This is a genomic window from Bacillus aerolatus, from assembly GCF_009183655.1.
In the GTDB taxonomy this organism is placed as follows: Bacteria; Bacillota; Bacilli; order Bacillales; family Domibacillaceae; genus Pseudobacillus; species Pseudobacillus aerolatus.
In genome coordinates this window covers 20,177-45,013 of record NZ_WEIO01000018.1, presented here as the reverse complement: position 1 = coordinate 45,013, position 24,837 = coordinate 20,177, and the positions used below count along the sequence as shown (strand labels likewise).

The 24,837-nt window shown below is 42.4% G+C and carries 21 protein-coding genes; 15 read left to right on the top strand and 6 right to left on the bottom strand.

Annotated elements, in window-relative coordinates:
- Window positions 1–211 precede the first annotated feature (211 nt).
- Window positions 212–1,570: an alanine/glycine:cation symporter family protein gene (locus F9802_RS18810; protein WP_152154645.1), complete on the bottom strand. Its 1,359-nt coding sequence runs from the start codon at window positions 1,568–1,570 to the stop codon at window positions 212–214.
- A 480-nt stretch (window positions 1,571–2,050) separates the two neighbouring features.
- Between F9802_RS18810 and F9802_RS18805 the strand changes: the two genes are divergently transcribed.
- Complete coding sequence (locus F9802_RS18805) at window positions 2,051–2,398, top strand: YtxH domain-containing protein (protein ID WP_152154644.1); 348 nt, start codon at window positions 2,051–2,053, stop codon at window positions 2,396–2,398.
- Between the two features lie 14 nt (window positions 2,399–2,412).
- Window positions 2,413–3,246 (top strand): YihY/virulence factor BrkB family protein, encoded by an 834-nt coding sequence (locus F9802_RS18800; RefSeq protein WP_191992044.1) that lies wholly within the window; start codon window positions 2,413–2,415, stop codon window positions 3,244–3,246.
- Window positions 3,247–3,305: 59 nt separating this feature from the next.
- Here F9802_RS18800 and F9802_RS18795 read toward each other — a convergent pair whose 3' ends face one another.
- On the bottom strand, window positions 3,306–5,222 hold the full coding sequence (locus tag F9802_RS18795) for a heavy metal translocating P-type ATPase (RefSeq protein WP_152154643.1): 1,917 nt from the start codon (window positions 5,220–5,222) through the stop codon (window positions 3,306–3,308).
- A gap of 309 nt (window positions 5,223–5,531) precedes the next feature.
- Between F9802_RS18795 and F9802_RS18790 the strand changes: the two genes are divergently transcribed.
- From F9802_RS18790 to rlmD, 8 genes are all read left to right on the top strand, one after another.
- A complete protein-coding gene (locus F9802_RS18790) occupies window positions 5,532–5,918 on the top strand; it encodes an OsmC family protein (protein WP_152154642.1) in 387 nt (128 codons plus the stop codon).
- A 92-nt stretch (window positions 5,919–6,010) separates the two neighbouring features.
- A complete protein-coding gene (gene cax, locus F9802_RS18785) occupies window positions 6,011–7,069 on the top strand; it encodes a calcium/proton exchanger (protein ID WP_152154641.1) in 1,059 nt (352 codons plus the stop codon).
- A 296-nt stretch (window positions 7,070–7,365) separates the two neighbouring features.
- Window positions 7,366–8,172, top strand: coding sequence for a YfkD family protein (locus tag F9802_RS18780; RefSeq protein WP_152154640.1), 807 nt, complete (start codon window positions 7,366–7,368; stop codon window positions 8,170–8,172).
- 291 nt (window positions 8,173–8,463) lie between these two features.
- Window positions 8,464–8,640 (top strand): SE1561 family protein, encoded by a 177-nt coding sequence (locus F9802_RS19820; protein ID WP_191992043.1) that lies wholly within the window; start codon window positions 8,464–8,466, stop codon window positions 8,638–8,640.
- 133 nt (window positions 8,641–8,773) lie between these two features.
- The gene (locus tag F9802_RS18775) at window positions 8,774–10,315 is read left to right on the top strand and encodes a fumarate hydratase (protein WP_152154639.1); all 1,542 of its coding nucleotides are present in this window, start codon (window positions 8,774–8,776) and stop codon (window positions 10,313–10,315) included.
- Window positions 10,316–10,637: 322 nt separating this feature from the next.
- Window positions 10,638–11,573, top strand: a complete 936-nt coding sequence (locus F9802_RS18770; RefSeq protein ID WP_152154638.1) for a 1,4-dihydroxy-2-naphthoate polyprenyltransferase — start codon at window positions 10,638–10,640, stop codon at window positions 11,571–11,573.
- Window positions 11,574–11,632: 59 nt separating this feature from the next.
- Window positions 11,633–12,418: a delta-lactam-biosynthetic de-N-acetylase gene (gene pdaA / locus F9802_RS18765; RefSeq protein WP_152154637.1), complete on the top strand. Its 786-nt coding sequence runs from the start codon at window positions 11,633–11,635 to the stop codon at window positions 12,416–12,418.
- A gap of 84 nt (window positions 12,419–12,502) precedes the next feature.
- Entirely contained in the window at window positions 12,503–13,891 is a 1,389-nt protein-coding gene (rlmD, locus tag F9802_RS18760) for a 23S rRNA (uracil(1939)-C(5))-methyltransferase RlmD (RefSeq protein ID WP_152154636.1), read from the top strand.
- Window positions 13,892–14,030: 139 nt separating this feature from the next.
- Here rlmD and F9802_RS18755 read toward each other — a convergent pair whose 3' ends face one another.
- The 4 genes from F9802_RS18755 to F9802_RS18740 all read right to left on the bottom strand — a co-directional run bounded on the left by F9802_RS18755 (window position 14,031) and on the right by F9802_RS18740 (window position 18,340).
- Entirely contained in the window at window positions 14,031–14,273 is a 243-nt protein-coding gene (locus F9802_RS18755) for a YkuS family protein (protein WP_152154635.1), read from the bottom strand.
- Between the two features lie 323 nt (window positions 14,274–14,596).
- A complete protein-coding gene (gltP, locus tag F9802_RS18750) occupies window positions 14,597–15,868 on the bottom strand; it encodes a glutamate/aspartate:proton symporter GltP (RefSeq protein WP_152154634.1) in 1,272 nt (423 codons plus the stop codon).
- Window positions 15,869–16,163: 295 nt separating this feature from the next.
- Entirely contained in the window at window positions 16,164–17,057 is an 894-nt protein-coding gene (locus F9802_RS18745) for a response regulator (RefSeq protein ID WP_152154633.1), read from the bottom strand.
- An 11-nt stretch (window positions 17,058–17,068) separates the two neighbouring features.
- Entirely contained in the window at window positions 17,069–18,340 is a 1,272-nt protein-coding gene (locus tag F9802_RS18740) for a sensor histidine kinase (RefSeq protein ID WP_152154632.1), read from the bottom strand.
- A 294-nt stretch (window positions 18,341–18,634) separates the two neighbouring features.
- Here F9802_RS18740 and F9802_RS18735 point away from each other — a divergent pair, with 294 nt between their 5' ends.
- From F9802_RS18735 to recX, 5 genes are all read left to right on the top strand, one after another.
- Window positions 18,635–19,387: a DeoR/GlpR family DNA-binding transcription regulator gene (locus tag F9802_RS18735; protein ID WP_152154631.1), complete on the top strand. Its 753-nt coding sequence runs from the start codon at window positions 18,635–18,637 to the stop codon at window positions 19,385–19,387.
- Window positions 19,384–20,298: a 1-phosphofructokinase gene (gene pfkB / locus F9802_RS18730; protein ID WP_152154630.1), complete on the top strand. Its 915-nt coding sequence runs from the start codon at window positions 19,384–19,386 to the stop codon at window positions 20,296–20,298. Before F9802_RS18735 ends, pfkB begins: the two co-directional genes overlap by 4 nt.
- A 13-nt stretch (window positions 20,299–20,311) precedes the next feature.
- Complete coding sequence (locus tag F9802_RS18725) at window positions 20,312–22,195, top strand: PTS fructose transporter subunit IIABC (RefSeq protein WP_152154646.1); 1,884 nt, start codon at window positions 20,312–20,314, stop codon at window positions 22,193–22,195.
- A gap of 238 nt (window positions 22,196–22,433) precedes the next feature.
- The gene (locus F9802_RS18720; RefSeq protein ID WP_152154629.1) at window positions 22,434–23,735 is read left to right on the top strand and encodes a uracil/xanthine transporter; all 1,302 of its coding nucleotides are present in this window, start codon (window positions 22,434–22,436) and stop codon (window positions 23,733–23,735) included.
- Window positions 23,736–24,038: 303 nt separating this feature from the next.
- Complete coding sequence (gene recX / locus F9802_RS18715; RefSeq protein ID WP_152154628.1) at window positions 24,039–24,836, top strand: recombination regulator RecX; 798 nt, start codon at window positions 24,039–24,041, stop codon at window positions 24,834–24,836.
- The last annotated feature ends 1 nt before the right edge of the window (window position 24,837 follow it).

The window sequence follows — 24,837 nt, the reverse complement described above, 5'->3', positions numbered from 1 at the left end:
GCCGGATAACTCACTCTTGTCCCCATAGAAAAAACACCTCCAAGTTGGTTTTAGGTATTCCATACCCGTTTTTCAACTTAAAGGTGTTTTTATTTGTCTCACTCTATGGGGTCAGTCCCTTTAAAGATCCATGGGCTTCTCTTTACTATTGTAAAATGGAAGCTAAATCGTTAAAAAATGCTGATTCATTCAATCTGGACTTTTCAGTTTATTACGCAGCCATCTTTTTATTTTTTTCTTCTTTAATGGCTTTCAATACATTTTTCGTTTCATGGATGACGACACCGGACAAGCCGATGAGACCGATTAAGTTAGGGAAGGCCATTAATCCGTTCATAATGTCAGCAAATGTCCAAACTATTTCCAGGCTTGTTACTGCGCCAATAAAGACAGCGGCAACAAAGACTAGACGATAATATTTTACCACTTTTTTGCTGAACAAGTACGAGAAGCATTTTTCCCCATAGTAAGACCAGCCGATAATTGTAGAAGAAGCAAAGAACAACAGCCCAAGAGCAACAACGTATGAACCAACAGGACCAAGGAAAGCTTCAAAAGATGCAGTAGTTAACTCACTGCCTTCAAGTCCTTTATCGTATTGGCCAGCCATAACAATTGTCAATCCAGTAATAGAACAAATTAAAATTGTATCGATGAAGACTTGAGTCATAGATACGAGAGCCTGACGGGCGGGCATATCTGTTTTAGCAGCGGCCGCCGCAATTGGCGCCGAACCAAGCCCGGCTTCATTGGAGAATACTCCACGCGCAACTCCGTAACGGATCACCACACCGATCGCGCCGCCTGCTACAGCATTACCTGTAAACGCATCTGAGAAAATGATAGCAAATGCTGCAGGGATTTCGCTAAAGTTCATGCATAAAATTATAAGACCTGCAAGTAAATAAAAGGCAGCCATGACTGGAACGAAAAACGCAGTAACTTTACCGATGCTTTTGATGCCTCCTAATACAACAAGGGCAGTAAAAATTAATAAGATGATTCCTGTGACATAAGCCGGTACGTTAAACGTGTTTTTAACAACACCAGCAACAGCGTTTGCTTGTACAAGGTTCCCGATGCCAAAAGCGGCAATCGCACCAAAAAGAGCAAACATAACACCAAGCCATTTTTGCTTTAATCCGCGTTCGAGATAATACATTGGCCCACCGGACATTTCCCCGTCTTCATCTTGAACACGGTATTTTACAGCGAGCACAGCTTCTGCGTATTTGGTGGCCATACCGAAAAATGCACTAGTCCACATCCAGAAAATAGCCCCGGGTCCCCCGATTAATACGGCAGTGGCTACCCCGACAATATTCCCGGTGCCAACTGTTGCTGCAAGCGCTGTCATTAGGGCTTGGAAGTGAGAAATGTCCCCTTCTGATTTTTTATCCTGACTTTTACTGAATGCAAGCTTAAGAGAATAAGGAAGCAATCTTAATTGCAAAAAGCCAAGCCGAATTGTTAAATAAATACCTGTCCCTACTAAAAGAACAAGCAAAGGCGGTCCCCAAATAAACCCGCTGATGTTATTCATCATTTCAAGCAATTTCTCCTGATTCATACTTTCCCCTCCTTTTTTATCATTATATAAGAATATTCAGAAAAGGGTAGATGGTATTTAAAGAAAAGTATTCAAAATATTCATTTTTGTTAAAATTCACAAATGAAAGCGATTCAATTAAATACCAGTTAAGGATAAAACATCAAAAACACATGCATAACCATAGAAAAGAAGGAAATGACTTGTCTATTAAAGAATAATGTTAATGTTATTCTTATATATAAAGGCGAACAATAGTTTTGACTGCTTCGCTGTTGCAGGAGGTTTTCTGTGCTTTCCGCTATGGAATGTTTTATGATTTCGGAAAGGGGGAAATGAAAAAGCATGTGAATAATGCGGATTCTGCAAACAGTTAAATACTTAAAAATGACAGCTTTCTCTTGAAGTCAGCTGAATCTTTAGGTAAGCAGAGGACTAGTTCAAAGTAACCATCAGCATCTATGTTGCTGATGCAATTAAATGGAAGAAAGGATGATGAAAATGGGTAAGTGTAAGTTCTTTACGAAAATGGCCATTGGCGCAGCGGTTGGAGGAGCGATTGCTTTAACTGACCGTCAAACGAGAGCAGAAATGAAAGAATGGGCAGTTTATTTATTTGAGATGGCGAAAGATCCTGAAGGTTTATCTGCTTCATCGAAAGAAATTATAAACCGTGCAAAAGATACAGCCCAGCAAATTACCGAAGATGTCAGCTATATCCGTGAAAAGGTAGATAGCCTAAAAGATTTAACGCCTAATGTGAAAGAGCTTGTAGATGAAACGAAAAGCACATTCCTCCCCGGTGAAGAAAACACGGCAAGTGCAACAGACCAAACTTCAGTGAAATAATAGGAGGGGATTGCTTGTCTGATAAAAAGACAGAGATAAGAGTGTTTTTTAAGCATTTGCTGAGGAGGATAAAGGACTCTGATGTGCCAGACACCGCTGCGCAAATGTCGTACTTTTTTCTGCTGTCGCTGTTTCCGTTATTAATTTTTGCAGTGACATTGTTAGCCTACTTGCCGATTAATCAGCAGGACATGTTCGATCTTATCCGCGATTTTGCCCCGGGCGATACGATAAATACGATTGAAAACACGCTAAATGAAGTGTTATCCAATCGCAATGGCGGCCTGCTTTCTTTTGGTGTAATCGCTACAATTTGGTCAGCTTCCAACGGCATGAACGCTGTGATTAAAGGGCTCAACCATGCATATAATATTGATGAAGCGAGGCCGTTTTATCATGTAAGAGGGTTGTCTGTCCTGTTGACGTTCGGCTTGATTTTCATCATGGCAGCGGCTTTGATTTTGCAAGTTTTCGGTAAGCAGATCGGCGTGTTTGCTTCTGATTATTTAGGGGTATCTGATCAATTTTTATCCCTTTGGAACTGGCTGCGCTGGCTCATATCACCTTTATTGATTTTTGGGGTGTTTGTCGGTTTGTATTATTTGGCGCCTAACCTTAGTATTAAGTGCGTGACTGTTATACCAGGGGCGATTTTTGCTGCTGTCGGCTGGATTATCGTCTCGCTCGGATTTTCCTTCTATGTCAATAACTTTGGCAATTACACAGCCACCTATGGCAGCATCGGCGGAATTATCGTCTTGATGATTTGGTTTTATCTTTCTGCGATGATCATTCTTATAGGCGGGGAAATCAATGCGTTAAAAAATGACTTAAAAGACAGCTGTTAATAAAAAAACGTGCCGGGAAAAAGTTCCCGGCACGTTTTTTTTTATTGTCTGGCTCTTTGTTAAGATTTTAACAGCCGCAGGCCGTTTAAAATGACGAGTATCGTACTTCCTTCATGCCCGATAACGCCGAACGGCAAGTCAATTACTTGGAAAAAGTTAGAAATGATCAGCAGCATAATAACGGTAATGGAAAAGATGACATTTTGTTTGACGATCCGCTTCATTTTTTTAGACAGGCGGATGGCTTCGGCAATTTTAGGAAGGTCATTTTTCATTAAAATAATATCAGCTGTTTCCAAAGCTACATCTGATCCTTCTCCCATGGCAATCCCGATATTAGCGGTGGCAAGCGCCGGTGCATCGTTAATTCCATCGCCAACCATCGCTACTGTTTGATGGACGCCAATTAGTTTTTTTAAGTGATCTACTTTATGTTCCGGCAGACATTCGGCGATAAAAGTATCAAGATGAACTTCTTCTGCAATCGCTTTTGCCGTTGTTTCATTATCGCCGGTCAGCATGATTGTATAGATGCCCTCTTGATGAAGCAGTTCCAGCGCTTTTTTCGTATCTTCGCGAATTAAGTCTTTTAAGGCGATCACAGCAGCGATTCCATATTCGTCTTTCACAAAAACAGTTGTTTTTCCGGAAGTGGCGAGCTCTCTAGCTTTGCCTCCTGCAAAGGCGTGGGCAGCTTCCTGGCCGACAAAATCGGCATTGCCTATTTGCCACTGTTTTCCGTTTGCTATGCCTCTCACTCCCCGGCCGGAAACGTCTTCCAGCTGATCGGGAGCAGAGTAAGGGACGTTTTTTCCTTTGGTATAACGGACGATGGCCTGGGCCAGCGGATGGTTGGACTGGCTTTCAATAGAAGCGGCCGTGCTCAGCAATTCACTAGTTGAAAGGCCATCACGGACAATCACATCTGTTACTTCAGGCTTTCCTTGTGTCAATGTTCCCGTCTTATCAAAAGCGATCGCTTGTAGATTGCTTAAATTTTCTAAGTGAATCCCGCCTTTAAATAAAATGCCATGGCGAGCTCCATTAGAAATGGCTGATAGGGTTGCAGGCATGATGGAGGCTACGAGCGCGCAAGGAGAAGCGACAACAAGCAGCACCATTGCCCGGTAAAATGTTTCCGTCCAGCTCCAGCCGAGTGCGAAATGAGGCAGAAACATCATGACAGCAACGGCCGTGAGCACGAATTTCACATACGTACCTTCAAATTTCTCGATAAATAACTGTGAAGGTGATTTTTCACTTTGAGCGGATTGGACGAGGTCGATAATTTTTTGAAACAACGTTTCGCTGGACGGTTTCGTAACTTCCACATAGACAGAGCCTGTAATATTCACTGTGCCCGCAAAAACTTCTGCGTCCACTTGTTTTGAGACGGGAAGTGATTCACCTGTTATCGCAGCTTCATCAATGGTCGTTTGTCCTTTTGAAATTGTGCCATCGGCAGGGATGCGTTCACCGGGTTTGACGAGAATGAAATCCCCGACAGAAAGAGTGGATACGTGGACCCTTTCTTCCGCTCCGCTTTTGACGAGCCAGGCTTCTTCGGGCTGAATGTCCATCAATGAAGAGATTTCTTTGTGGCTCTTATTCATAGTGTAAGTTTCCAGTGCACCACTGACGGCGAAAATAAAAATTAAAATAGCGCCTTCCGTCCAATAGCCAATGATCGCTGAACCGATGGCGGCGAATACCATCAGCATTTCAACGTTTAATTCTTTGTCAGCTATCGTTTCTTCGATTCCTTCTTTCGCTTTGGCGAAACCTCCGATTGCGAAAGCTAGCACATAGCTGGCAATTGATGCTGTTTGAGCGCCGTTTTTATCCAAAAGCCATCCGGCCAAAATCAATAATCCGCTGAAGATGGCAGCTATAAGTTCTGCATGTGATTTTATTGCAGCGATCCCATTCGTTTCTTTTGGATGATCGACTTGTAATAATTTTGCTTGCGCATCCATATACTATTCCCCCTTAATTGATATTCGACGCTTTTAATTGAGAATAATAATCAACACCAAAACAAAAAATGTTATTGAAAATCATTTTCATTATCAGCAAAATCAGCCTTCATCAACTTAAAAAGCTTAATTATCAATTTAAAATAATTCTAATTAAAGATATAGTAACACAGCTTCAAAGAAAAGGAAAGAATAATATGGCTGAATCATTTAACTGAATCATTTAAAGCACTGATATGACGATGAGATGGATGTTTCACTTTAAATGTTTTACAATAAAATGGACTAAACGAGAGAGGTGAAGAGGACATGAAATTTTTAATGAAAGAAGGCGGATTTACAACCGATTTTCCGTACGGCAGGCTTGATATTTCCGGAGACGAAGAGTATGGGTTCCGACCGTATCAGTTGCTGACTGCATCGATCGCTGTTTGCAGCGGGGGAGTCCTGCGCAAGATACTTGAAAAGAAGCGGCTGAATGTGGAAGATATTCAAATCGATGCGAACGTCCACCGTAATGAACAAGAAGCGAACCGTGTGGAAAAAGTTGAAATTCATTTTACGATCAAAGGGGCAGGCCTCACAGAAGAAAAAATACATAAAGCGATGGAGCTGACGAAGAAAAACTGTTCCATGGTACAATCGGTGATTCCTGCCATTGAAGTAGTCGAAACCTTCGAAATAATCCCAGCCTAACAAAAGCCTGTTTGCGCGTTAAAAAATAAAAAAGTGGGGTATGTTGATAAAAAGCCGCATATTTATTTTTTAACGGGAAAAGGGGTCAGCTTATGGGCAAAATATTTGGAATTTTGGTGCTGATCGGTGTTCCGCTGTCTGTAGCCGGATCGCTTATGCACTGGCCGACGTTAATGATGTTCGGCATTTATTGTTTAACGATTATCGCTTTATCAAGTTTTATGGGCAGAGCCACGGAAAGTCTGGCTATCGTTGCTGGTCCGAGGATCGGCGGTTTGCTGAATGCTACATTTGGAAACGCAGTGGAACTAATTATTTCTATTTTTGCTTTAAAGGCAGGGCTGATTGAAGTGGTTCTTGCTTCTTTAACTGGTTCCGTACTTGGCAACTTGCTGCTTGTCGCCGGACTTTCCTTTTTCTTGGGAGGCATCAAATTTAAGCGTCAAACGTTTAATGTGCATGATGCCCGCCACAATTCAGGGTTATTAATGTTTGCTGTTATTGTGGCATTTGTGGTTCCTGAGATTTTTTCGATGGGCATGAATGAATCGAAAACCCTTTCTTTAAGCATCGGGATTTCCATTATAATGATCGCTCTATATTTAGCTGCTTTGTTCTTTAAGCTCGTGACGCATCGCGGCGTATATGCTGCTCAAAATGAGAATGAAGAAACAGAGCATCATGAAGAACCGGAGTGGTCGAAAGGAAAAGCCATTGGTGTGCTTCTTTTGGCTACACTTGCCGTTGCGTACGTATCTGAAAGTCTTGTGCATACATTTGAAGCCGTTGGAGAGAGCTTTGGCTGGACAGATTTGTTTATTGGGGTGATCATCGTGGCCATTGTCGGGAATGCCGCAGAACACGCATCCGCTATATTAATGGCGATGAAAAACAAAATGGATGTCGCTGTGGAAATTGCGGTTGGTTCAACACTGCAAATTGCGATGTTTGTTGCGCCGGTGCTCGTTTTGCTGTCGTTAACGTTCGCTGAGCCGATGCCGCTCGTTTTTACGATACCGGAACTCGTGTCGATGGTGACCGCTGTTTTTCTTGCAGTGATTATTTCTAACGACGGAGAAACGAACTGGTTTGAAGGCTTAACGCTGCTCGCTGCCTATGTCATCATGGGGATTGGCTTTTACTTGTTATAAGAAAAGCGCAAGCGCCTTGCTCATCCCCGACAAGCACAAGACGAGCCACACGGAAAGGTGTTCTTTGCCTTTCTGGGGGATTGGCTTGTGACCTCGAGGGGGTAGGCGCTGGAGCTGGACAGTAAGAAAAGCGCAAGCGCCTATCGAGCCGCCAGCAAGTTCTCTAACATACTTACTTATCAATTCAAAGAGAAGCTGCACAAGTGATCCGCTTGTCGCAGCTTTTTTATGGTTGCATGGATAAGTTGAAAAGTCAGGAGCAAACTAAGCAAAAGAAGCGAGGGGGATAGAGTTTTATGAAATTAATGCGTTTGCTTTTATGCATACTCATTGCTCTTATATATTCCGGTCAGCCGCAATATGCATCGGCGAAAAACAAGGAAGAAAAAACGACGATTCAGAAAATGCCGGCTTCAGTAAAAGACATTGCGCGTGAAAACACCTTTCTAAACGAAGAAGAAGAGTTATCGGAATTGCAGCCGAGTGAATTGACGAAAGAGCTGCTGAGTACTTCTTCAACAAAGATTACGAATCCCGTGTTGATTAGAATGTTAAATGAATCAGTGATTAAAAAGTCTCCTTTCTCTTTCGGAGCGAGAGTGTCCGTGTTTCTTGGTGAATGGCCGCTTGCCTATCATTCGAAAGAAACAAATGCCAATTGGGAATACCAAAAAATTAATACGAACTTTTTTGATAATCGGGCCGGTAAGAAAAATTACCAAATCCATTACGTCCAAGAAGCCCACAAAGTGGTAAAAGGCGGTCTATCTGCTAAGCTGCCAAGATCAGAAGAAGTCCAGCAAATGATTTTAAAGACAGCACTGGACAAAACCGGCTGGCCGTTAGCTTATACAGTTGCCGTTGGTACGGGAACGAAGCAAAGTGAAGTGTACAACGTGCCGCCTAAAACAGCCGGATATTTATATGGTTTTGCCCCAGCTGTCCATGAAATAGGGGCAGTCACTTACGGTGAGGTGTACCTCGTCGTATCAGGGTGGAAACGTGCCATCGTTGTTAAAAACGTAAATTCAAAACCAATTAGCGCATGGATTCCCATTAAAAACCGTGTCTCATTCAGCTATAAATCAGTAGGACAGCTGTAAACGGAGAGGCTGCATGCGGCAGTCTCTTTTTTGCTGCCAATCACAAGCCAATCTATTAAAAAGGTAGAGAACAACTTTCCATAAGGCCCGTCTTGTGCTTGAGGCCCGCAGGAAGCGGGTCATGCAGACGTTGCCACAGGAAGTGGCGAGTTTAGTCTGCGTTCCTTAATGGACAAGGCGCTTGCGCTTTTCTCAAGGAAAAATGATTGAATTGAGAGGTCAAATCCTTTACGATGGAAGCAGCCTTTTTGGAGGCGTCAAAAGTGAAAAAGACAGGAGTGTCAGGCGAACATGAAGCCCATCAACGACAAAGAATCACAAATTAGTTATTTAAAGGAACGGTTAAATATATTTATGGAAGTGCTGGATGCGATTGATCCGGAAGAGACAGAGCTGGAAGATGTCGACCGTCTGTTGAAAATGATCGACGACATTGAAGAAAAGTGTGAACAGTTTAAAAGCAGATAAACGAAAAGGCGGCTGAACAGCTGGCTTTTTTTCGCGTTTAAGTTCTCCTTTCAAACGATAAAATTCAGCGGTATAATAAATAGTATTGCAAGGCAAAGAGATACATAAAGAGTGAGTGGGAAGGGGAAAGAAAATGAATTTGGAAAAGTTTCAGCAAAGCATGTATGAATTAATTGTGGAGACATCCACCAACTTGCCGAAGGACGTACGCCGGGCAGTGAAAGCGGCAGCTGTTCGCGAAAACGCGGGTACGAGCGCTGCGATGAGCCTTGATACGATTACGAATAACATTCAAATGGCGGATGAAAATATTTCTCCTATTTGCCAGGATACAGGCATGCCGACATTTAAAGTAAAAACACCAGTCGGCGTCAATCAGCTGCAAATTAAAGAAGCGATTTATGAAGCGATGATCGAAGCAACAAAAAACGGGAAACTGCGTCCGAACTCCGTTGATTCACTCACAGGTGAAAACAGCGGCAATAACCTCGGAGCAGGCACACCGGTCATTAAGTTTGAACAATGGGAAAAAGATTATATCGATGCCCGCTTAATTTTAAAAGGCGGCGGCTGTGAAAACAAAAACATTCAATACAGTCTTCCATGTGAACTCGAAGGTCTTGGAAAAGCAGGACGCGATCTTGACGGCATCCGTAAATGTGTCATGCATTCTGTCTACCAGGCGCAAGGGCAAGGCTGCAGCGCCGGATTTATCGGCGTCGGAATCGGCGGCGACCGCACGACAGGATATGAGCTCGCAAAAGAACAGCTTTTCCGCCGTGTCGATGATGTGAATCCGATTGATGATCTTCGCCAGTTGGAGGAGTATGTCATGAAGCACGCAAACGAGCTGGGAATCGGCACGATGGGATTCGGCGGTGAAACGACACTGCTTGGATGTAAAGTGGGCGTCATCAACCGTCTGCCGGCAAGCTTTTTCGTATCCGTTGCTTATAACTGTTGGGCGTTCCGCCGCCTAGGTGTGCAAATTGATATCAATACGGGCGAAATTCAAGAATGGTTTTATCAAGACGGCGAGAAAATTACGTTTGATCAGTCCAGCCAAAAAGCAGTGGAAGTACAGTCAGAAAGCCGCACAGTTACGTTAAAGGCGCCGATTACTGAAGAACAGATTCGTGAGCTGAAAGTGGGCGATGTTGTTAAAATCAGCGGCAAAATGTATACAGGCCGCGACGCCATTCATAAATATTTAACGGACCACGACGCACCAGTTGATTTAAATGGTCAAGTTATTTATCATTGCGGACCAGTTATGCTGAAAGATGAACAAGGTCAGTGGCACGTGAAAGCAGCAGGCCCGACAACTTCTATTCGCGAAGAGCCTTACCAAGGGGATATTATGAAAAAGTTCGGTATCCGTGCGGTCATCGGCAAAGGTGGAATGGGTCCAAAAACGTTGGCGGCGCTTCAAGAACATGGCGGCGTGTATTTGAATGCGATCGGCGGCGCGGCTCAATATTACGCGGACTGCATCAAGTCAGTTGAAGGCGTCGACTTAATGGAATTCGGTATTCCAGAAGCGATGTGGCACTTGCAAGTGGAAGACTTTACAGCGGTTGTAACAATGGATTCACATGGCAACAGTTTGCATGAACATGTAGATAAATCTTCTTTAGAGAAGCTGTCCCAATTTAAAGAGCCGGTATTTAGTTAATCATTTAGAAATTAGGGATAATTAAAACTGAACAGTAAAATATGGTTACACCGAAAAAGCTGACCCTAGAGTCAGCTTTTTCGGTTATAATGGTATTTGTCCTATAGGAAATTATAGATTTGCAAGGTGTGGATAACTTTGAGAATTTTGGGTCGGCGTTCAGCTCCAACGCCTAGCCCCTCGAGGTCAAATAACCTTTCCTCAATGAAGTCAAAAAGCGGACTTCTTTGAGGAAAGAACATTTGCTTGTCGGGGCTGATCAAGGCGCTTACGCTTTTGTTCTTTATATTGAGTTTTTACCGGAATTGAAAGGAAGAGGGGAATGAATCAAGAGAATAAAGCAATAAATCCTAAAGCTGTGGAAAAACAAAGTATGGGAGCAATATTGTGGCAATTAACCCGCCCGCATACATTGACGGCTTCTTTTGTACCTGTATTAATTGGCACTGTATTAGCGATGTTTTATGTCGATATCGATGTTTGGCTGTTTATGGCTATGCTCTTTTCCTGTCTATGGATTCAAATTGCGACGAATTTATTTAATGAGTATTATGACTTTAAACGTGGATTAGATACGGAAGAGTCGGTAGGCATTGGGGGAGCAATTGTCAGACATGGAATGCAGCCCCAAACGGTTTTGCGTCTGGCATTAGGTTCATATGCTTTAGCACTTATATTAGGAGTATATATATGCATGAACAGCAGTTGGTGGTTAGCGTTAATTGGGCTTGGCGGGATGATGGTTGGCTACTTGTATACAGGCGGCCCGCTTCCCATTGCCTATACACCATTCGGAGAGCTCTTTTCCGGTTTATGCATGGGGTCTTTTTTCATATTAATTTCTTTCTTTATCCAGACGGGTATGGTGAGCACACAAAGCATATTGATTTCGATTCCGATTGCAATCCTTGTAGGGGCAATAAACCTTTCCAACAATATTCGTGATATTGAAGAAGATAAAAAGGGCGGCCGAAAAACTTTGGCCATTTTGCTGGGGCATAAAAAGGCTGTTTACTTTTTAGGGTTCTTGTTTGCCGTTGCTTACGCATGGGTGATTGGGTTGGTGATATTAGACAATATTAGTCCATGGCTTTTCCTGATTTTCTTAAGTATTCCTAAACCTGTTCAAGCGATCAGAGGATTTATGGGAGACAAGGTCCCTAAGCGAACAGGTTTAGCCATGAAGGCAACCGCCCAGACGAATACATTTTTTGGTTTTCTGTTATCCGTTGGATTGTTTATTAGTTATTTTATATAAATAGCGGATATTTTCTTTGCTAAAACTGAAACTAAAGAAAAGAGCAAAGGAAGATGGTTATGAAATGGATCTTGTATGGACTGTTTGCTTCCCTTCTTTTCTTTAGTTTCGCCTATCCTGCGATGTCGGCTTCGAATCAAGCCATTCATTGGGGCTTTAAAAAAGGATCAGAAGGCCAACGAGCGGAAGCTGGGCAGGAACTCGACAAATTGCTAGCTGAAAATGGGGCTTTTTATAAAGGCAGTTCGAAAGAAAAGGTGTTGTATTTAACTTTCGATAATGGATATGAAAATGGCTATACAGCGAGCGTTTTAGATACGCTAAAAAAAGAAAAAGTGCCCGGTGCTTTTTTTATTACAGGGCATTATTTGGAAAGTGCTCCCGACCTTGTAAAAAGAATGAATAAGGAAGGGCATATTATCGGCAACCACTCATGGCATCATCCCGATTTAACACAAGTGAGTGATGAGAAATTTAAAGAAGAACTGGCGCTTGTAAAGAAGGAAACGGCCCGGCTGACGAAACAAAAAGAAATGAAGTATCTTCGTCCCCCGCGCGGCATTTTCAGCGAAAGAACGCTGAAGCTGGCAAAAGAAGAAGGTTATACGCATGTAATGTGGTCGCTTGCTTTTGTCGATTGGCATACGAACAATCAAAAAGGCTGGAAATATTCATATGACAATATTATGGCGCAAATTCACCCGGGGGCTGTGCTCCTTCTCCACACCGTTTCAAAAGATAATGCTGAGGCGTTGCCAAAAGTGATTAAAGACTTGAAAAAACAAGGATACCGTTTTGAAAGCCTGGATGATTACCGTAAAAAACAAAAACGAGCTTCTTCATAGGACTGCGCCTGCAGTCCTGTTTTTTATTCGCTTTTTCGTTATACTAAAGGGTAGAAGTGAATTTGAAGGCAAGAAAATGAGGACGTGACAAACATGAAACAAGAAAATAAAGTGAAAATAAATGTAAAGCAGACGTTTCCGCTGACAATTAAAAGAATCGGGATTAACGGAGAAGGAGTCGGTTATTTTAAACGGCAAGTTGTCTTTGTTCCGGGAGCTCTGCCAGGAGAAGAAGTGGTCGTTGAAGCAACAAAAGTCCACCCGAAGTTTGCGGAAGGAAGAATCAAAAAAATTCGCAAAGCATCACCGCATCGGACAACACCGCTATGTCCTGTTTACGAGCAGTGCGGCGGCTGTCAGCTTCAGCATTTAAAGTATGATCAACAGCTGAATGAAAAGCGGGACATTTTAATTCAGTCGCTTGAACGGCACACGAAGCTTTCCATCGATTCGCTTGATATTCGCGCGACAATCGGTATGGATGACCCATGGAATTATCGCAATAAAAGCCAGTTTCAAGTCGGAAAAAAAGAGGGGAAAGTCATTGCGGGATTGTACAGCTTAAATTCCCACAGATTGATTGACATTCCTGACTGTGCCGTACAGCAGCCGGCGATCAATCAAGTGCTCACGACTGTTAAGCAAATACTGCAGGACTTTAACATTTCGCTCTATGATGAAAAGAAAAACAAAGGATCAGTTAAAACGGTTGTTACTCGTGTCGGTATTGCTACCGGCCATATTCAAGTCGTCATCGTTACCGCCACAAATGAGCTTCCTAAAAAGCAGCTCGTGGTAGCGGAAATACAGAAACGCCTGCCGCAGGTTAAATCAATTATCCAAAATATTAACCCGAAAAAAACATCATTGATTTTTGGTGATAAAACGTTGCCTTTAGCAGGATCGGAAACGATTGAAGAGCAGCTTGAAGACTATACGTATGAATTATCGGCGCGGGCGTTTTTTCAATTGAATCCGGTGCAAACAGTGAAGCTTTATAATGAAGTGAAAAAAGCAGCGCAGTTAACAGGGGAGGAAAAAGTCGTTGATGCGTATTGTGGCTCGGGCACAATCGGCCTTTGGGTCGGCAAAGAAGCAGCGGAAATACGCGGCATGGATGTGATTGCTGAATCGATTAAAGACGCAAGAAAAAATGCAAAGAAGTTTGGCATAGATGCTGTTTATGAAGTTGGAACAGCTGAAGAATGGCTTCCTAAATGGATGAAAGAAGGATGGAAGCCTGATGTCGTCATCGTTGACCCGCCGCGGACAGGCTGTGACCAAAAATTGCTTGAGACGATCAAACAAGTGAAACCAAAACGCTTTATTTACGTTTCCTGCAACCCATCAACACTTGCTAAGGACATTAACCAGTTGGGCCACCTTTACAATATTGAATACATCCAGCCAGTCGACATGTTCCCACAGACGGCGCACGTTGAATCAGTGACATTGTTGGCGTTGAAAGTGTAGATTTGCAAAACGTATAGTGACCAATGACTGGCTCTCGCATAATCGCGTTTTAATATTATTTGCGTGAATAAACAAAATGCCTGTCACTCATAATCTGAGGACAGGCATTTATTATTCATTCCAGGGGTAATGTAGTTGACTATACTCCAAACTGGTTTAGTCGATTTTCAACGGATTCCACGACATTGTCGATGGACATGCCTTTCATGCTCACAACCGGAAAATCGAACTCGTCATTATACCCTTCATTAATTGCCCTTACCACCCCTAAATCATATCCAGAAGCATCTTCATCGGTATTGAACATCGTCACTTCATGTCCTTTTGCTTCCAAAGCTTTCTTCACGTCTTCAAATGGTTGTTCCACTGCGATTTTTGCCATCGTAAATACCCTCCATTCATCAAAAAATAAACTCACGCCATTACTTTCCCCTAAATTTTCAAAAGTATGACCCCGAAGTCTGTCTGATCCATGATCGGGAAAATGGGAGTAAAAAACTACCGACCTAAATGATGCGATTGCTGCCCGTTATTGGGGAATATAATGATATGTTTACAGGCTTTAAGCAAATATAAAAGCAGGCAGTTTCAATAACCTGTAAAAGGTTATAAAACTGCCTGCTTTTTTGTCTATCGTAAAGAACGACGCCCATTCCGCATGAAATTAATCAGACGTGATGTCTTTCTAGAGTGCCTGGCATCATCTTAAGCTGCTTTTTGAATGGAGTTAAGGTATTTTTGGCCTTTAATTGAGTCGAATCGGCCTTCCCATTTAGACATAACGACTGCCGCTAAAGAGTTACCGATAACATTAACAACTGTGCGCGCCATATCTAGAATTCGGTCGATACCAGCGATGAAGGCGAGCCCTTCGAGTGGAATACCTACGGATCCTAAAGTTGCTAATAGAACAACGAAGGATACTCCCGGTACACCAGCAATTCCTTTTGATGTAACCATTAATACTAACATTAATGTAATTTGTTGCATAATACTTAATTCAATCCCATACATTTGGGCAATGAAGATCGCCGCAAGTGCTTGATAGAGAGTAGATCCGTCTAAGTTAAATGAATAACCGGTTGGAATAACAAAGGAGACAACGTCTTTCGGGCATCCGTATTTTTCCATTTTTTCCATCACTTTTGGCAGCACTGTTTCTGAACTTGATGTTGAATAAGCTAAGATGAGCTCGTCCTTTAAAATCTTGATAAGGTGAAGAACGCTTGTACCACACATCTTTGCAATAACACCAAGTACGGCAAAAACAAAAAAGATCATTGTAGCATACACACAAATAAGTAATTTTCCAAGTGGAATTAATGACTCGACACCAAATCTCGATACAGTTACACCAATTAAAGCAAAAACGCCAAATGGAGCAAATTTCATAATTTGGTTCGTTACCCAGAACATGGCATCCGCTGTACCCTGGAAGAAAGCGAGTACTGGTTTTCCTTTTTCACCAATTGCGGCAATTCCTAATCCGAACATAACCGCAAAGAAAATGATAGCAAGCATATCTCCCTCTGCCAAAGATTGGATAATATTGCTTGGCACAATATTGACAAATGTATCTGCTAAACTGTGACTTGATACTTCTTCAGTTGTATCAACATATTGTTGAATATCGCCTTTAGCGAGCTTGGACATATCTATACCAGCACCAGGCTGGATAATATTTGCCGCGAGTAAACCGACGATAATGGCGATCGTTGTTACAATTTCAAAGTATAAAATTGTTTTTCCGCCAAGTCTTCCTAACTTCTTCATATCACCGGTTCCAGCGACACCAAGAATTAAAGTGGAAATAACAATTGGCACAACAATCATTTTAATTAGTCGAATAAAGATATCACCAATTGGCTGTAAATAAGTAGCTACTGCAGGGTTTCCGTAAAAAACAGCTCCGACAATAATCCCCAAAGTTAATCCAACAAGAATTTGATAAGCTAGACTAAATTTAAACTTTTTCATTAAGTCACCTCTCCTTGTGTATTGAAAACGCTTGCTTAATAGTTAAATCAAACATTGAAATCATTATATGGGGAAGTTATTAAATCCTACAAAATCCGACATGTTTTTGTTGAATTTTTATTCCACTGTGATAAGCAGTAAGACCCCGCCTCTTCGCTAAAAGGCGGGGTCTTACTGAATAAGAAAGGAATATAAATATGTGGCACACTTGGAAAAGGTATCTTTATTTCTTGTGAATAGATCGTTTTTAGTTTTCTTGGTATCGTCTATATTGGAAATAGTAATGACCAGCATTTCATGAAAATTGGTTAAACTTTTCTATTGTTTCAAGATACAAAACCTGAAGGAACTTTTTGATGTTAATTTTTACTTTCATCGTTTCACTGCTGTCCTTATCAATCTCTTTCATGCGTATCCTTACTTCTTGAAGTTCAAAAAAGCGTGGTGCATAATATTCAAACTTAGGGTTGGTGTAATCAATTGCACCTAATGAAGCCAAATGATTGAGCGCTGCTATAATGGCTCTACGGATACGCTGCTCAATCGATTTACTTTCTTTTTTTATATCTACGATGTCTGTTTTATTAGAAGCGGCGACGGCTTCATATAAATCCTTTAAAGGAGGCAGTAAAGTGGCAGAGTCTCTTCGATTAATTAGAAATTCCATCATCAAAACCATATCCCCGCTTCCTGCTTCTCCTATAATTCCTATATCATTTAATATCGCCAACACGATTTCTTTCACACTTTGCTGTCTTTGCGTAATTTTGGCTGATTCGATGTGGGCTAATGAATCCCTGATTGCTATTAACGAATGCTTTAGACGATATTGCTCTGTCACTTTTTTCAAAATGCTGTGTACTTCAACACGATTGATCGGCTTATGTATAAAGAACTCGACGCCTTTTTCATAAGCTTCTCCTACCATTTCTTTATTCACTATTTGAGAAATCATGATGAACTGCCCGTGAAATCCTTGCAACCTAAGCTGTTCTATCGTTTCGATCCCGTCCAGTTCAGGCATTAATAAATCAATCAAGACAAAATCAGGGCGAGTGGAAAGGATGAGCGGGAGGGACTTTGCTCCGCTTTCTGCTTCGCCTATTACCACGCCAAGTTCACCTTCAGTTATGATTTTTTCTAGCATTCTACGGCTTGCTGTATCATCATCTACAATAAAATAACGCAGCTTTATTCAACTCACTTTCTAATGTTATTGGTTGGAATTTGGATTCGAAAAATAGTCCTTTCGCTTAGTGATTCTACTTGGACTTGGCCTCCGAGAGTAAGAACAATGTCTTGTACGTGAGATAGGCCGATCCCTGTCGCAGCTACTCCATGATCGCTATATTTTGTCGTATAGCCCGGTTCAAAAATGATTGATAAATCCTCCCTTGGAATTCCTTTGCCAGAATCTCGTACAATGAAGCATGTATGTGCTGATTCCTCGAAGACGTCTAATTCAATATCGCCTTTATTTGCAATGGCTTCAACAGCATTAGCCGCGAGATTATTCAACAGGGCAAGTAGAGGGATTTGTTGATCCGTTTCGAAATCAATAGACATCGACAGGTCAAAGGTGATTTTTTTCCTTAGCAGCTCACTATACTTTTCATTCGCTGTAATCACTAAGTCAATTACATTAGAAAGCAAGATAACATCATTTCTTTTTTGTATAGATATTTTAGAGAGTCCTGAAAGAATCCGCTGTGAATCCTTTTTCACCTCGTGTATTTCTTGTGAGATGAGTAAGGCTTGAACGCTCAAATCCTGAAGGTTTTTCTTTTTTAATTTTCGATATAAATCATGGCTGGAAGCCGTGATTTGTTCAATATGGTCCATTGATTTCTGCAAATAGAGGGTTTCCGCATATAATTCGGATCCAACACTCAGCATTTCTTGCATCTGTTTCTTTTGTTCTGAAATGGTAATCGAACTGTATAGACCTACGACAAAGTAGCTGCGGAATAAAGCCACTCCGCATAATAATGCCCATTCTTGAAAGCCTAAGTTAGCATGATTTAACAGCCAATAGCGCAAAAGGTGCTCCGTACCGTTCCCTATAAATTCTAACCCGGCAGCGAAAGCTCCTAAAATAAATGGAAAGGTTTTATACTTTTCGATTTTTATGACACTAAATCCAAGTGAAAACAAAAAATAAAATAGAAAAGCAGGCAGATGATTTTTTAAGCTTGTCCAAAAAGGAATGGCATCGATCATCATATCTCCAAACAAGCGAAAACAAACGACTGTCATACCAGTGATGAATCCTGTTCGGAAAAAAGACGCTGGAGGCCGAATGAGAATAAGCAGAAAAAAAGTGATACTTCCTAATCCGAAGCGGAAAGCCTCCCCATTGAAAGGAATCACTTTAATTTCGCTAGCGATAGCAGTCAATAGGGCAGTAAGAACCAATGATAATCCATCAGTTCTGTTAAAATGTTTATTGATAAAATTATGTGCAGAAAACATCTATTTCTCCTAGTTTAGACATATAGGCGAATCTCCTTTATATAAAAAACAACTTTATTATAATTGAATGGCGGAACAAAAGGAATTTATTTGAGAAATCATGTTACATTTCAATTCTGAATTCATAGCCACAAAAAGAAAAACCGCCAACTCCCGGCGGTTTTCTTTTTATGAACGTTTATTGATCGATTTTGAATGAAGATGATTGTTTATGATTGAAAATAATTGATTTTGCTTTTGTTTTATCCTATTATAAAAATATAAAACGATGTTGCTCAAAGAGGTGAACGAAGATTGTTAACGGAAGAGAGGCATCAACTCATTTTGCAGCTGCTGCAGGAGAAAGAAGTAAGGAAGCTTCAGGAGTTTGTGGAAGCGACCGGTTCTTCTGAATCAACGATTAGAAGAGACTTGAGCCAACTGGAAGAGGGAAAAAAGCTGATCAGGGTGCATGGCGGAGCGTCGCTCGTGAAGCAAAAGCGATTGGAACCGAGCATGACTGAAAAATCGCTGCAGTACGCAGAGGAAAAAAAGCATATTGCGGAGTATGCAGCGAGCCTGATCCGAAAAGGTGATTGCATTTATTTGGACGCTGGGACGACGACGCTGGAAATGATTCCTTTTTTAGAAGGAAAAGAGATAACGGTTGTTACAAATGGCATGACTCATGTGGACGCGTTAGGTGAAAGAGGAATACAAACATTTGTTACGGGCGGCTTTTTGAAAGCGAATACAAGAGCGCTGATCGGCCAGGGTGCTCTTCACGGATTGAGGCAATACAGCTTCGATAAAAGCTTTATTGGTGTGAATGGTATTCACCTGGACTTTGGATTTACCACACCTGATCCGGAAGAAGCACTGATCAAGAGGACAGCGATAAACCAGTCACAAGAATCATTCGTAATAGCTGATCAATCCAAATTTAATGAAACGGCATTTGCACAAATTGCAGAGTTGAATAAAGCCGTGATTATAACGAACTGTGTGGAAGAAGAAGTTCTTCATTCGTATAGCAAAATAACAAGAGTGAAGGAAGTGAGAGCATGATTTATACGTGTACGTTAAATCCGGCGATTGATTATATTGTCAAACTTGACCACTTTGAGCCGGGAGGATTGAACCGGGCTGTGGACACGGCCAAATTTGCAGGCGGAAAAGGCATTAATGTTTCAAGAGTGCTCACTCGTCTCGGGGCAGAAAATACAGCACTCGGCTTTCTTGGCGGCTTTACAGGTGACTTTATTTTGAATGAACTTGATCAAGAAGGCATTCGGCATCAATTTATTCGAGTGGCAGAAGACACACGGATTAATGTGAAATTAAAAGCAGGAACAGAAACAGAAATAAACGGACAAGGACCGGCCATTACACAGGAGGAAGCAGACCGGTTTACTGCGTTAATCGAGCAGTTAAATGAAGGGGATGTGCTTCTGCTGGCAGGAAGCGTCCTTTCTTCTTTATCTGAAGATTATTACGTACAGCTGATGGAGATAGCGAAAGACCGCGGTGTAAAAACAGCTGTTGATACGAGCGGTCCGATGCTGAAGAAGCTGCTTGACTACAAGCCGTTTTTCATTAAGCCGAATCACCATGAATTAGGCGAACTATTTCAAACGACTGTCGACTCAAAAGAACAAGCTGTCAAGCTGGCGAAAAAGTTAGTAGCCGAAGGGATTGAAAATGTGATCGTGTCGATGGCTGGTGAAGGCGCTTTGTTAGTAAGTGAGGATATGGTTTTAGCGGCCAAACCGCCAAAAGGTGAAGTAAAAAACTCGGTTGGCGCAGGGGATTCAATGGTGGCAGGGTTTTTAGCGCGGTATGCAAATGGAGATTCTTTAGAAGAAGCTTTCCGCTACAGTGTGGCTGCCGGAAGTGCGACCGCCTTTTCTGAGGATTTGTGTACGAAAGATAAAGCAGAACAGCTATCTTCCCAAGTTCAAATTTTAACAATGGAATAGGAGGGGAATTATGATGAATATTACAGATTTACTGACGAAAGAGACGATGATCATTGACCTTCAATCGACTGATAAGGCTTCTGTCATTGACGAACTCGTTGAAAAACTAGCTCAAGCAGGCCGATTAAATGATAAACAACAATATAAAGAAGCCATTTTAGCGCGCGAAGCTCAAAGCACAACGGGAATTGGTGAAGGGATTGCGATTCCCCATGCAAAAACAGGCGCAGTGAAAACGCCGGCGATTGCTTTCGGCCGTTCAAAGGCAGGCATTGACTATGAAGCGCTGGACGGACAGCCGAGTCATCTTTTCTTTATGATTGCCGCGCCAGAGGGAGCAAATGATACCCATTTGGAAACGTTATCCCGTTTGTCCTCTTTCTTGATGGACCCGGGCTTTCGCCAAAAGCTGGATGCAGCGCAGATAGAGGAAGATGTTCTTGCTGCCATCAATGAAATGGAGCGCGGAGGAGAAGAAGAGGAAAGCGCACCTGGAGCAGAAGCAGCTTCGTCAAAAGGCAAAGTGCTCGCTGTCACCGCCTGTCCGACAGGCATTGCCCATACGTATATGGCGGCTGACGCGCTAAAAGCAAAAGCGAAAGAAATGGGCGTCGATATTAAAGTTGAAACGAATGGGTCAAGTGGTGTGAAAAATGGGCTGACTGCACAGGATATTGAAGAAGCAGCTGCCATTATCGTCGCTGCCGATAAACAAGTAGAAATGAACCGCTTCAAAGGCAAACATGTGATTCAAGTGCCTGTTGCACAGGGAATTCGTAATTCTGAGCAATTGATTACAAAAGCTGTCAATCAGGACGCGCCTGTTTTTAAAGGCGACAGTTCAAGCAGCAGCGAACCGGGCGGTACAGAAAAGAAAGAACGCATAGGCGGCTTTTACAAACATTTAATGAGCGGTGTATCCAATATGCTTCCGTTTGTCGTCGGCGGCGGGATTTTGATTGCCCTTTCGTTTATCTTTGGTATACATGCGGCTGATCCCGAACACGCGACTTACAATCCAGTTGCAAAAGCGTTAATGGATATTGGCGGTGGCAGCGCCTTTGCTTTAATGATTCCTGTCCTCGCAGGTTTTATTGCGATGAGTATCGCGGACCGTCCGGGCTTTGCTCCGGGTATGGTCGGCGGTTTGATGGCAGCTAATGGGGATGCTGGCTTTCTCGGCGGATTAATCGCAGGGTTTCTTGCTGGTTACATTGTATTGGGCGTGAAAAAAGTGCTCAGTCATTTGCCGCAGTCACTTGAAGGTTTGAAACCGGTGTTGCTTTACCCGGTGTTTGGTATTCTCATTACCGGTTTGATCATGATGTTTATCGTTATTGAACCAGTGAAAGCATTGAATACAGGAATCACGAGCTTTCTTTCTGGTATGGGAACTGGCAATCTCGTTCTTCTTGGGCTCTTGCTCGGCGGCATGATGGCGGTTGATATGGGGGGGCCGATCAATAAAGCAGCTTTTACATTTGGCATCGCGATGATTGATGCTGGTAATTTTGCCCCGCATGCAGCTATTATGGCCGGCGGAATGGTGCCGCCGCTCGGGCTTGCTCTTGCCACAACGATCTTCAAAAAGAAATTCACCCAGCAAGAACGGGAAGCGGGAAAAACTTGTTACGTGATGGGAGCGTCCTTTATTACAGAGGGAGCGATTCCATTCGCAGCAGCCGACCCTGGCCGCGTCATTCCAGCCGCTGTCGCGGGTTCAGCTGTAGCCGGCGCACTCACGATGATGTTTGGCATCGGCTTGCCGGCTCCGCATGGAGGGCTTTTCGTCTTCCCGATTGTCCAGGGCAGTGCGCTTCTTTACTTGCTCGCCGTGATCATCGGCGCGCTCGTGACAGCTTTTACAGTGGGGCTTTTGAAAAAAGAAATCAAATAACTATCATTTATTAAAACGTATAAAGTATAAACTTATCGCTCCTTCCACGAAAGACGAATGTGGAAGGATTTTTTTATGTTATTTTTTGCTATAATAAATGTCAGCTCGTTTTCGGCTCGAAAATTGCTCTTCAAAAAATAAAGTACAAGAGGCTGTCCCATGAGTGCCTGTTTTTTTTGGGGGATGGTCCCCTTTTTATGTTTCAAAATTAAAAAGACAAAGGAAAGATGGGGATAAAATGAAAGCGGTAAAAGCATTTCCGGCTGGAGTGGCAGCCGTGCAATGGGTCTTTTTTATTTTTGCCAATACGATTGTCGTGCCGGTTTCAATTGGTATGGCCTTCGATTTGTCCGCAGCGGAAGTGGCGATGACACTTCGCAGCTCACTCATTTTCACAGGCATTGCCTGTGTATTGCAAGGGCTGTGGGGGCATCGATATCCGTTAATGGAAGGACATTCAGGGCTAATGTGGGGATTGCTTCTGAATTTAAGTGCATCAGCCTCTGCGCTCGGTATGGACTTCCAGACGATTGGCGGCGGCATTGCTTCCGGCATTTTGGCTTCGGGGGCATTGATGCTGATTGTTGGTTTATTCGGATTAGCTAAATGGGTGACGAAGATATTTACGCCAATGGTCATGAGTGTGTACTTATTTTTGCTTTCAGTGCAGCTTATTTTTATTTTTTTTACCGGCATGCTGAAGCTAACGCCGGCAGGAACAGTAAATGTGCCGGTCAGCTTGCTATCCGTCGGTATTGTTTTGCTCGTCACCGTGCTGAAGATTAAAGGGAAGGGAGCGGTCAGCAATTTTTCTATTTTGATCGGTATTGTAACCGGCTGGGGAATATACAGTCTTCTTTTTCCAGCGGATACAGCCCTTACTGCCAGCAGCCATTCATTCTCCTTTTTTCCTTTAGGAGCACCGAATTTACAATGGGGCATTATTTTAACTACCTTTATCGCCGGCGTACTGAACATGAGCAATACCATTGCTTCTATTCAAGCTGCGGCGCGTTTATTTAAGGAAGAGCCGGCAGCGGACCGGTTTAACCGCTCGCTTTCGCTGACTGGCTTGTATACAGCTGCCGCTGCTTTTCTAGGTCTCGTGCCGTATGCGCCTTTTACTTCCACGATCGGCTTTCTTGAAAGCACGCGCATTCTCGACCGAATTCCATTTTTAATTGGAGGCGCCCTGTTTAGTGTGCTTGGACTCATTCCGGCTGCCGGCTCTTTTTTTGCAACGATGCCTGTCACAGTCGGTAACGCTGTTTTATTTGTTGCGTATCTACAGCTATTTGGGACGGCACTGCAGTCCATTCAAGGAACGTTATTTAATTCAGATACGATTTTCCGAATCGCTTTGCCAGTTCTTGCTGGCATCAGCTTAATGACGGTTGATCCCGCTATTTTCAGCCAGCTGCCTATTTACATACAGCCGCTTCTTTCTAATGGATTAATCATGGGGGTTCTGTTGTCGATCGTCCTGGAGCTATCTGTTAAATGGGAACAGTACAATAAAGCCGGATTGCATGAAAAATAAGAAAAGAACTCTTTCCACAGTTTATTCACAACCTGTGGATAACATTTTCCACATGTTACGATAAAAAATATATTGAAAAAATAAAAGTTTATTTAAAATATCCACATTATCCACAACTTGTGGATATTATTGTGCACAACTATAGATAAATGTCTTTTAAACCTTATTTAATATTCAGAATTTGAAAAAACGGACTTTTTCCTTTATCTCCTCCGTGGAATAATGGCTTTTTAATACAGTACCTTCTCCAGGGAGAAACAAAATACTTTCATATGATAAAGTAAAGCAAGAGAGGTGATACACGTGGGAGTCATTACAAAAATCTCCCTTCAGCAAAAATTGAAGGATCGTTATAACATCTTTATAGATGAGCAGTATGCTTTCAGTGTGGACGAGTCAGTACTCATTCAATCCGGTTTGAAAAAAGGAATGGAACTGACAGAAAAAGAGGCGGACGCTATTGTTCAACAGGATGCCGTCCGTAAAGGGTTGAATGCAGCGATTCAATTTTTATCAATTCGGATGAGAGCTGAAAAAGAGGTGAGAGATTATCTGGCCAAGAAAGAAACGGAAACGGAAGCCATCGAAGAAATTATCCACTCCCTTTACCGGCTGAGTTATTTAGATGATACCCAGTTTGCCGAAGCGTATACGAAAACTCAAATCAACACATCAGATAAAGGTCCGAAAGTGATTGAGCGAGAATTGAAAGACAAAGGGATCAATGAGTCGATAATAGAAGAGACGATGGGAGAGTTCGATCTCAGCCTTCAATTTGAAAAGGCCTCAAAGCTTGCGGAGAAATATAGGAAGAAATATAGCAAGGAATCAGCCGTTATTCAGAAGCAGAAAATAGAGCAGGCGCTAGCAAGAAAAGGTTATGGCTGGAGTGTGATTCAGGAAGCGCTGGCTGAATCAAAGCCGGAAGAAGATGAAGAAGAACAATTGGAAGCTCTCATGCATCAGGCAGAAAAAGCGCACCGCCGGTACAGTAAGTTTTCCGGCGGTGAATATAAACAAAAGATGAAGCAGACGCTTTACCGAAAAGGCTTTTCGATCAGCGATATTGAACGGGCAATAGAGAAGCTGCAGGAAGAGTAGT

Coding starts and splice junctions, on each gene's coding strand:
- F9802_RS18755 (WP_152154635.1), bottom strand. CDS start 14,273: ATGGCAAAAATCGCAGTGGAACAACCATTTGAAGACGTGAAGAAAGCT.
- F9802_RS18795 (WP_152154643.1), bottom strand. CDS start 5,222: ATGGATGCGCAAGCAAAATTATTACAAGTCGATCATCCAAAAGAAACG.
- F9802_RS19820 (WP_191992043.1), top strand. CDS start 8,464: ATGAAGCCCATCAACGACAAAGAATCACAAATTAGTTATTTAAAGGAA.
- F9802_RS18720 (WP_152154629.1), top strand. CDS start 22,434: ATGAAAGCGGTAAAAGCATTTCCGGCTGGAGTGGCAGCCGTGCAATGG.
- F9802_RS18780 (WP_152154640.1), top strand. CDS start 7,366: ATGAAATTAATGCGTTTGCTTTTATGCATACTCATTGCTCTTATATAT.
- cax (WP_152154641.1), top strand. CDS start 6,011: ATGGGCAAAATATTTGGAATTTTGGTGCTGATCGGTGTTCCGCTGTCT.
- gltP (WP_152154634.1), bottom strand. CDS start 15,868: ATGAAAAAGTTTAAATTTAGTCTAGCTTATCAAATTCTTGTTGGATTA.
- pfkB (WP_152154630.1), top strand. CDS start 19,384: ATGATTTATACGTGTACGTTAAATCCGGCGATTGATTATATTGTCAAA.
- F9802_RS18810 (WP_152154645.1), bottom strand. CDS start 1,570: ATGAATCAGGAGAAATTGCTTGAAATGATGAATAACATCAGCGGGTTT.
- F9802_RS18725 (WP_152154646.1), top strand. CDS start 20,312: ATGAATATTACAGATTTACTGACGAAAGAGACGATGATCATTGACCTT.
- F9802_RS18775 (WP_152154639.1), top strand. CDS start 8,774: ATGAATTTGGAAAAGTTTCAGCAAAGCATGTATGAATTAATTGTGGAG.
- F9802_RS18805 (WP_152154644.1), top strand. CDS start 2,051: ATGGGTAAGTGTAAGTTCTTTACGAAAATGGCCATTGGCGCAGCGGTT.
- F9802_RS18770 (WP_152154638.1), top strand. CDS start 10,638: ATGAATCAAGAGAATAAAGCAATAAATCCTAAAGCTGTGGAAAAACAA.
- F9802_RS18740 (WP_152154632.1), bottom strand. CDS start 18,340: ATGTTTTCTGCACATAATTTTATCAATAAACATTTTAACAGAACTGAT.
- F9802_RS18790 (WP_152154642.1), top strand. CDS start 5,532: ATGAAATTTTTAATGAAAGAAGGCGGATTTACAACCGATTTTCCGTAC.
- pdaA (WP_152154637.1), top strand. CDS start 11,633: ATGAAATGGATCTTGTATGGACTGTTTGCTTCCCTTCTTTTCTTTAGT.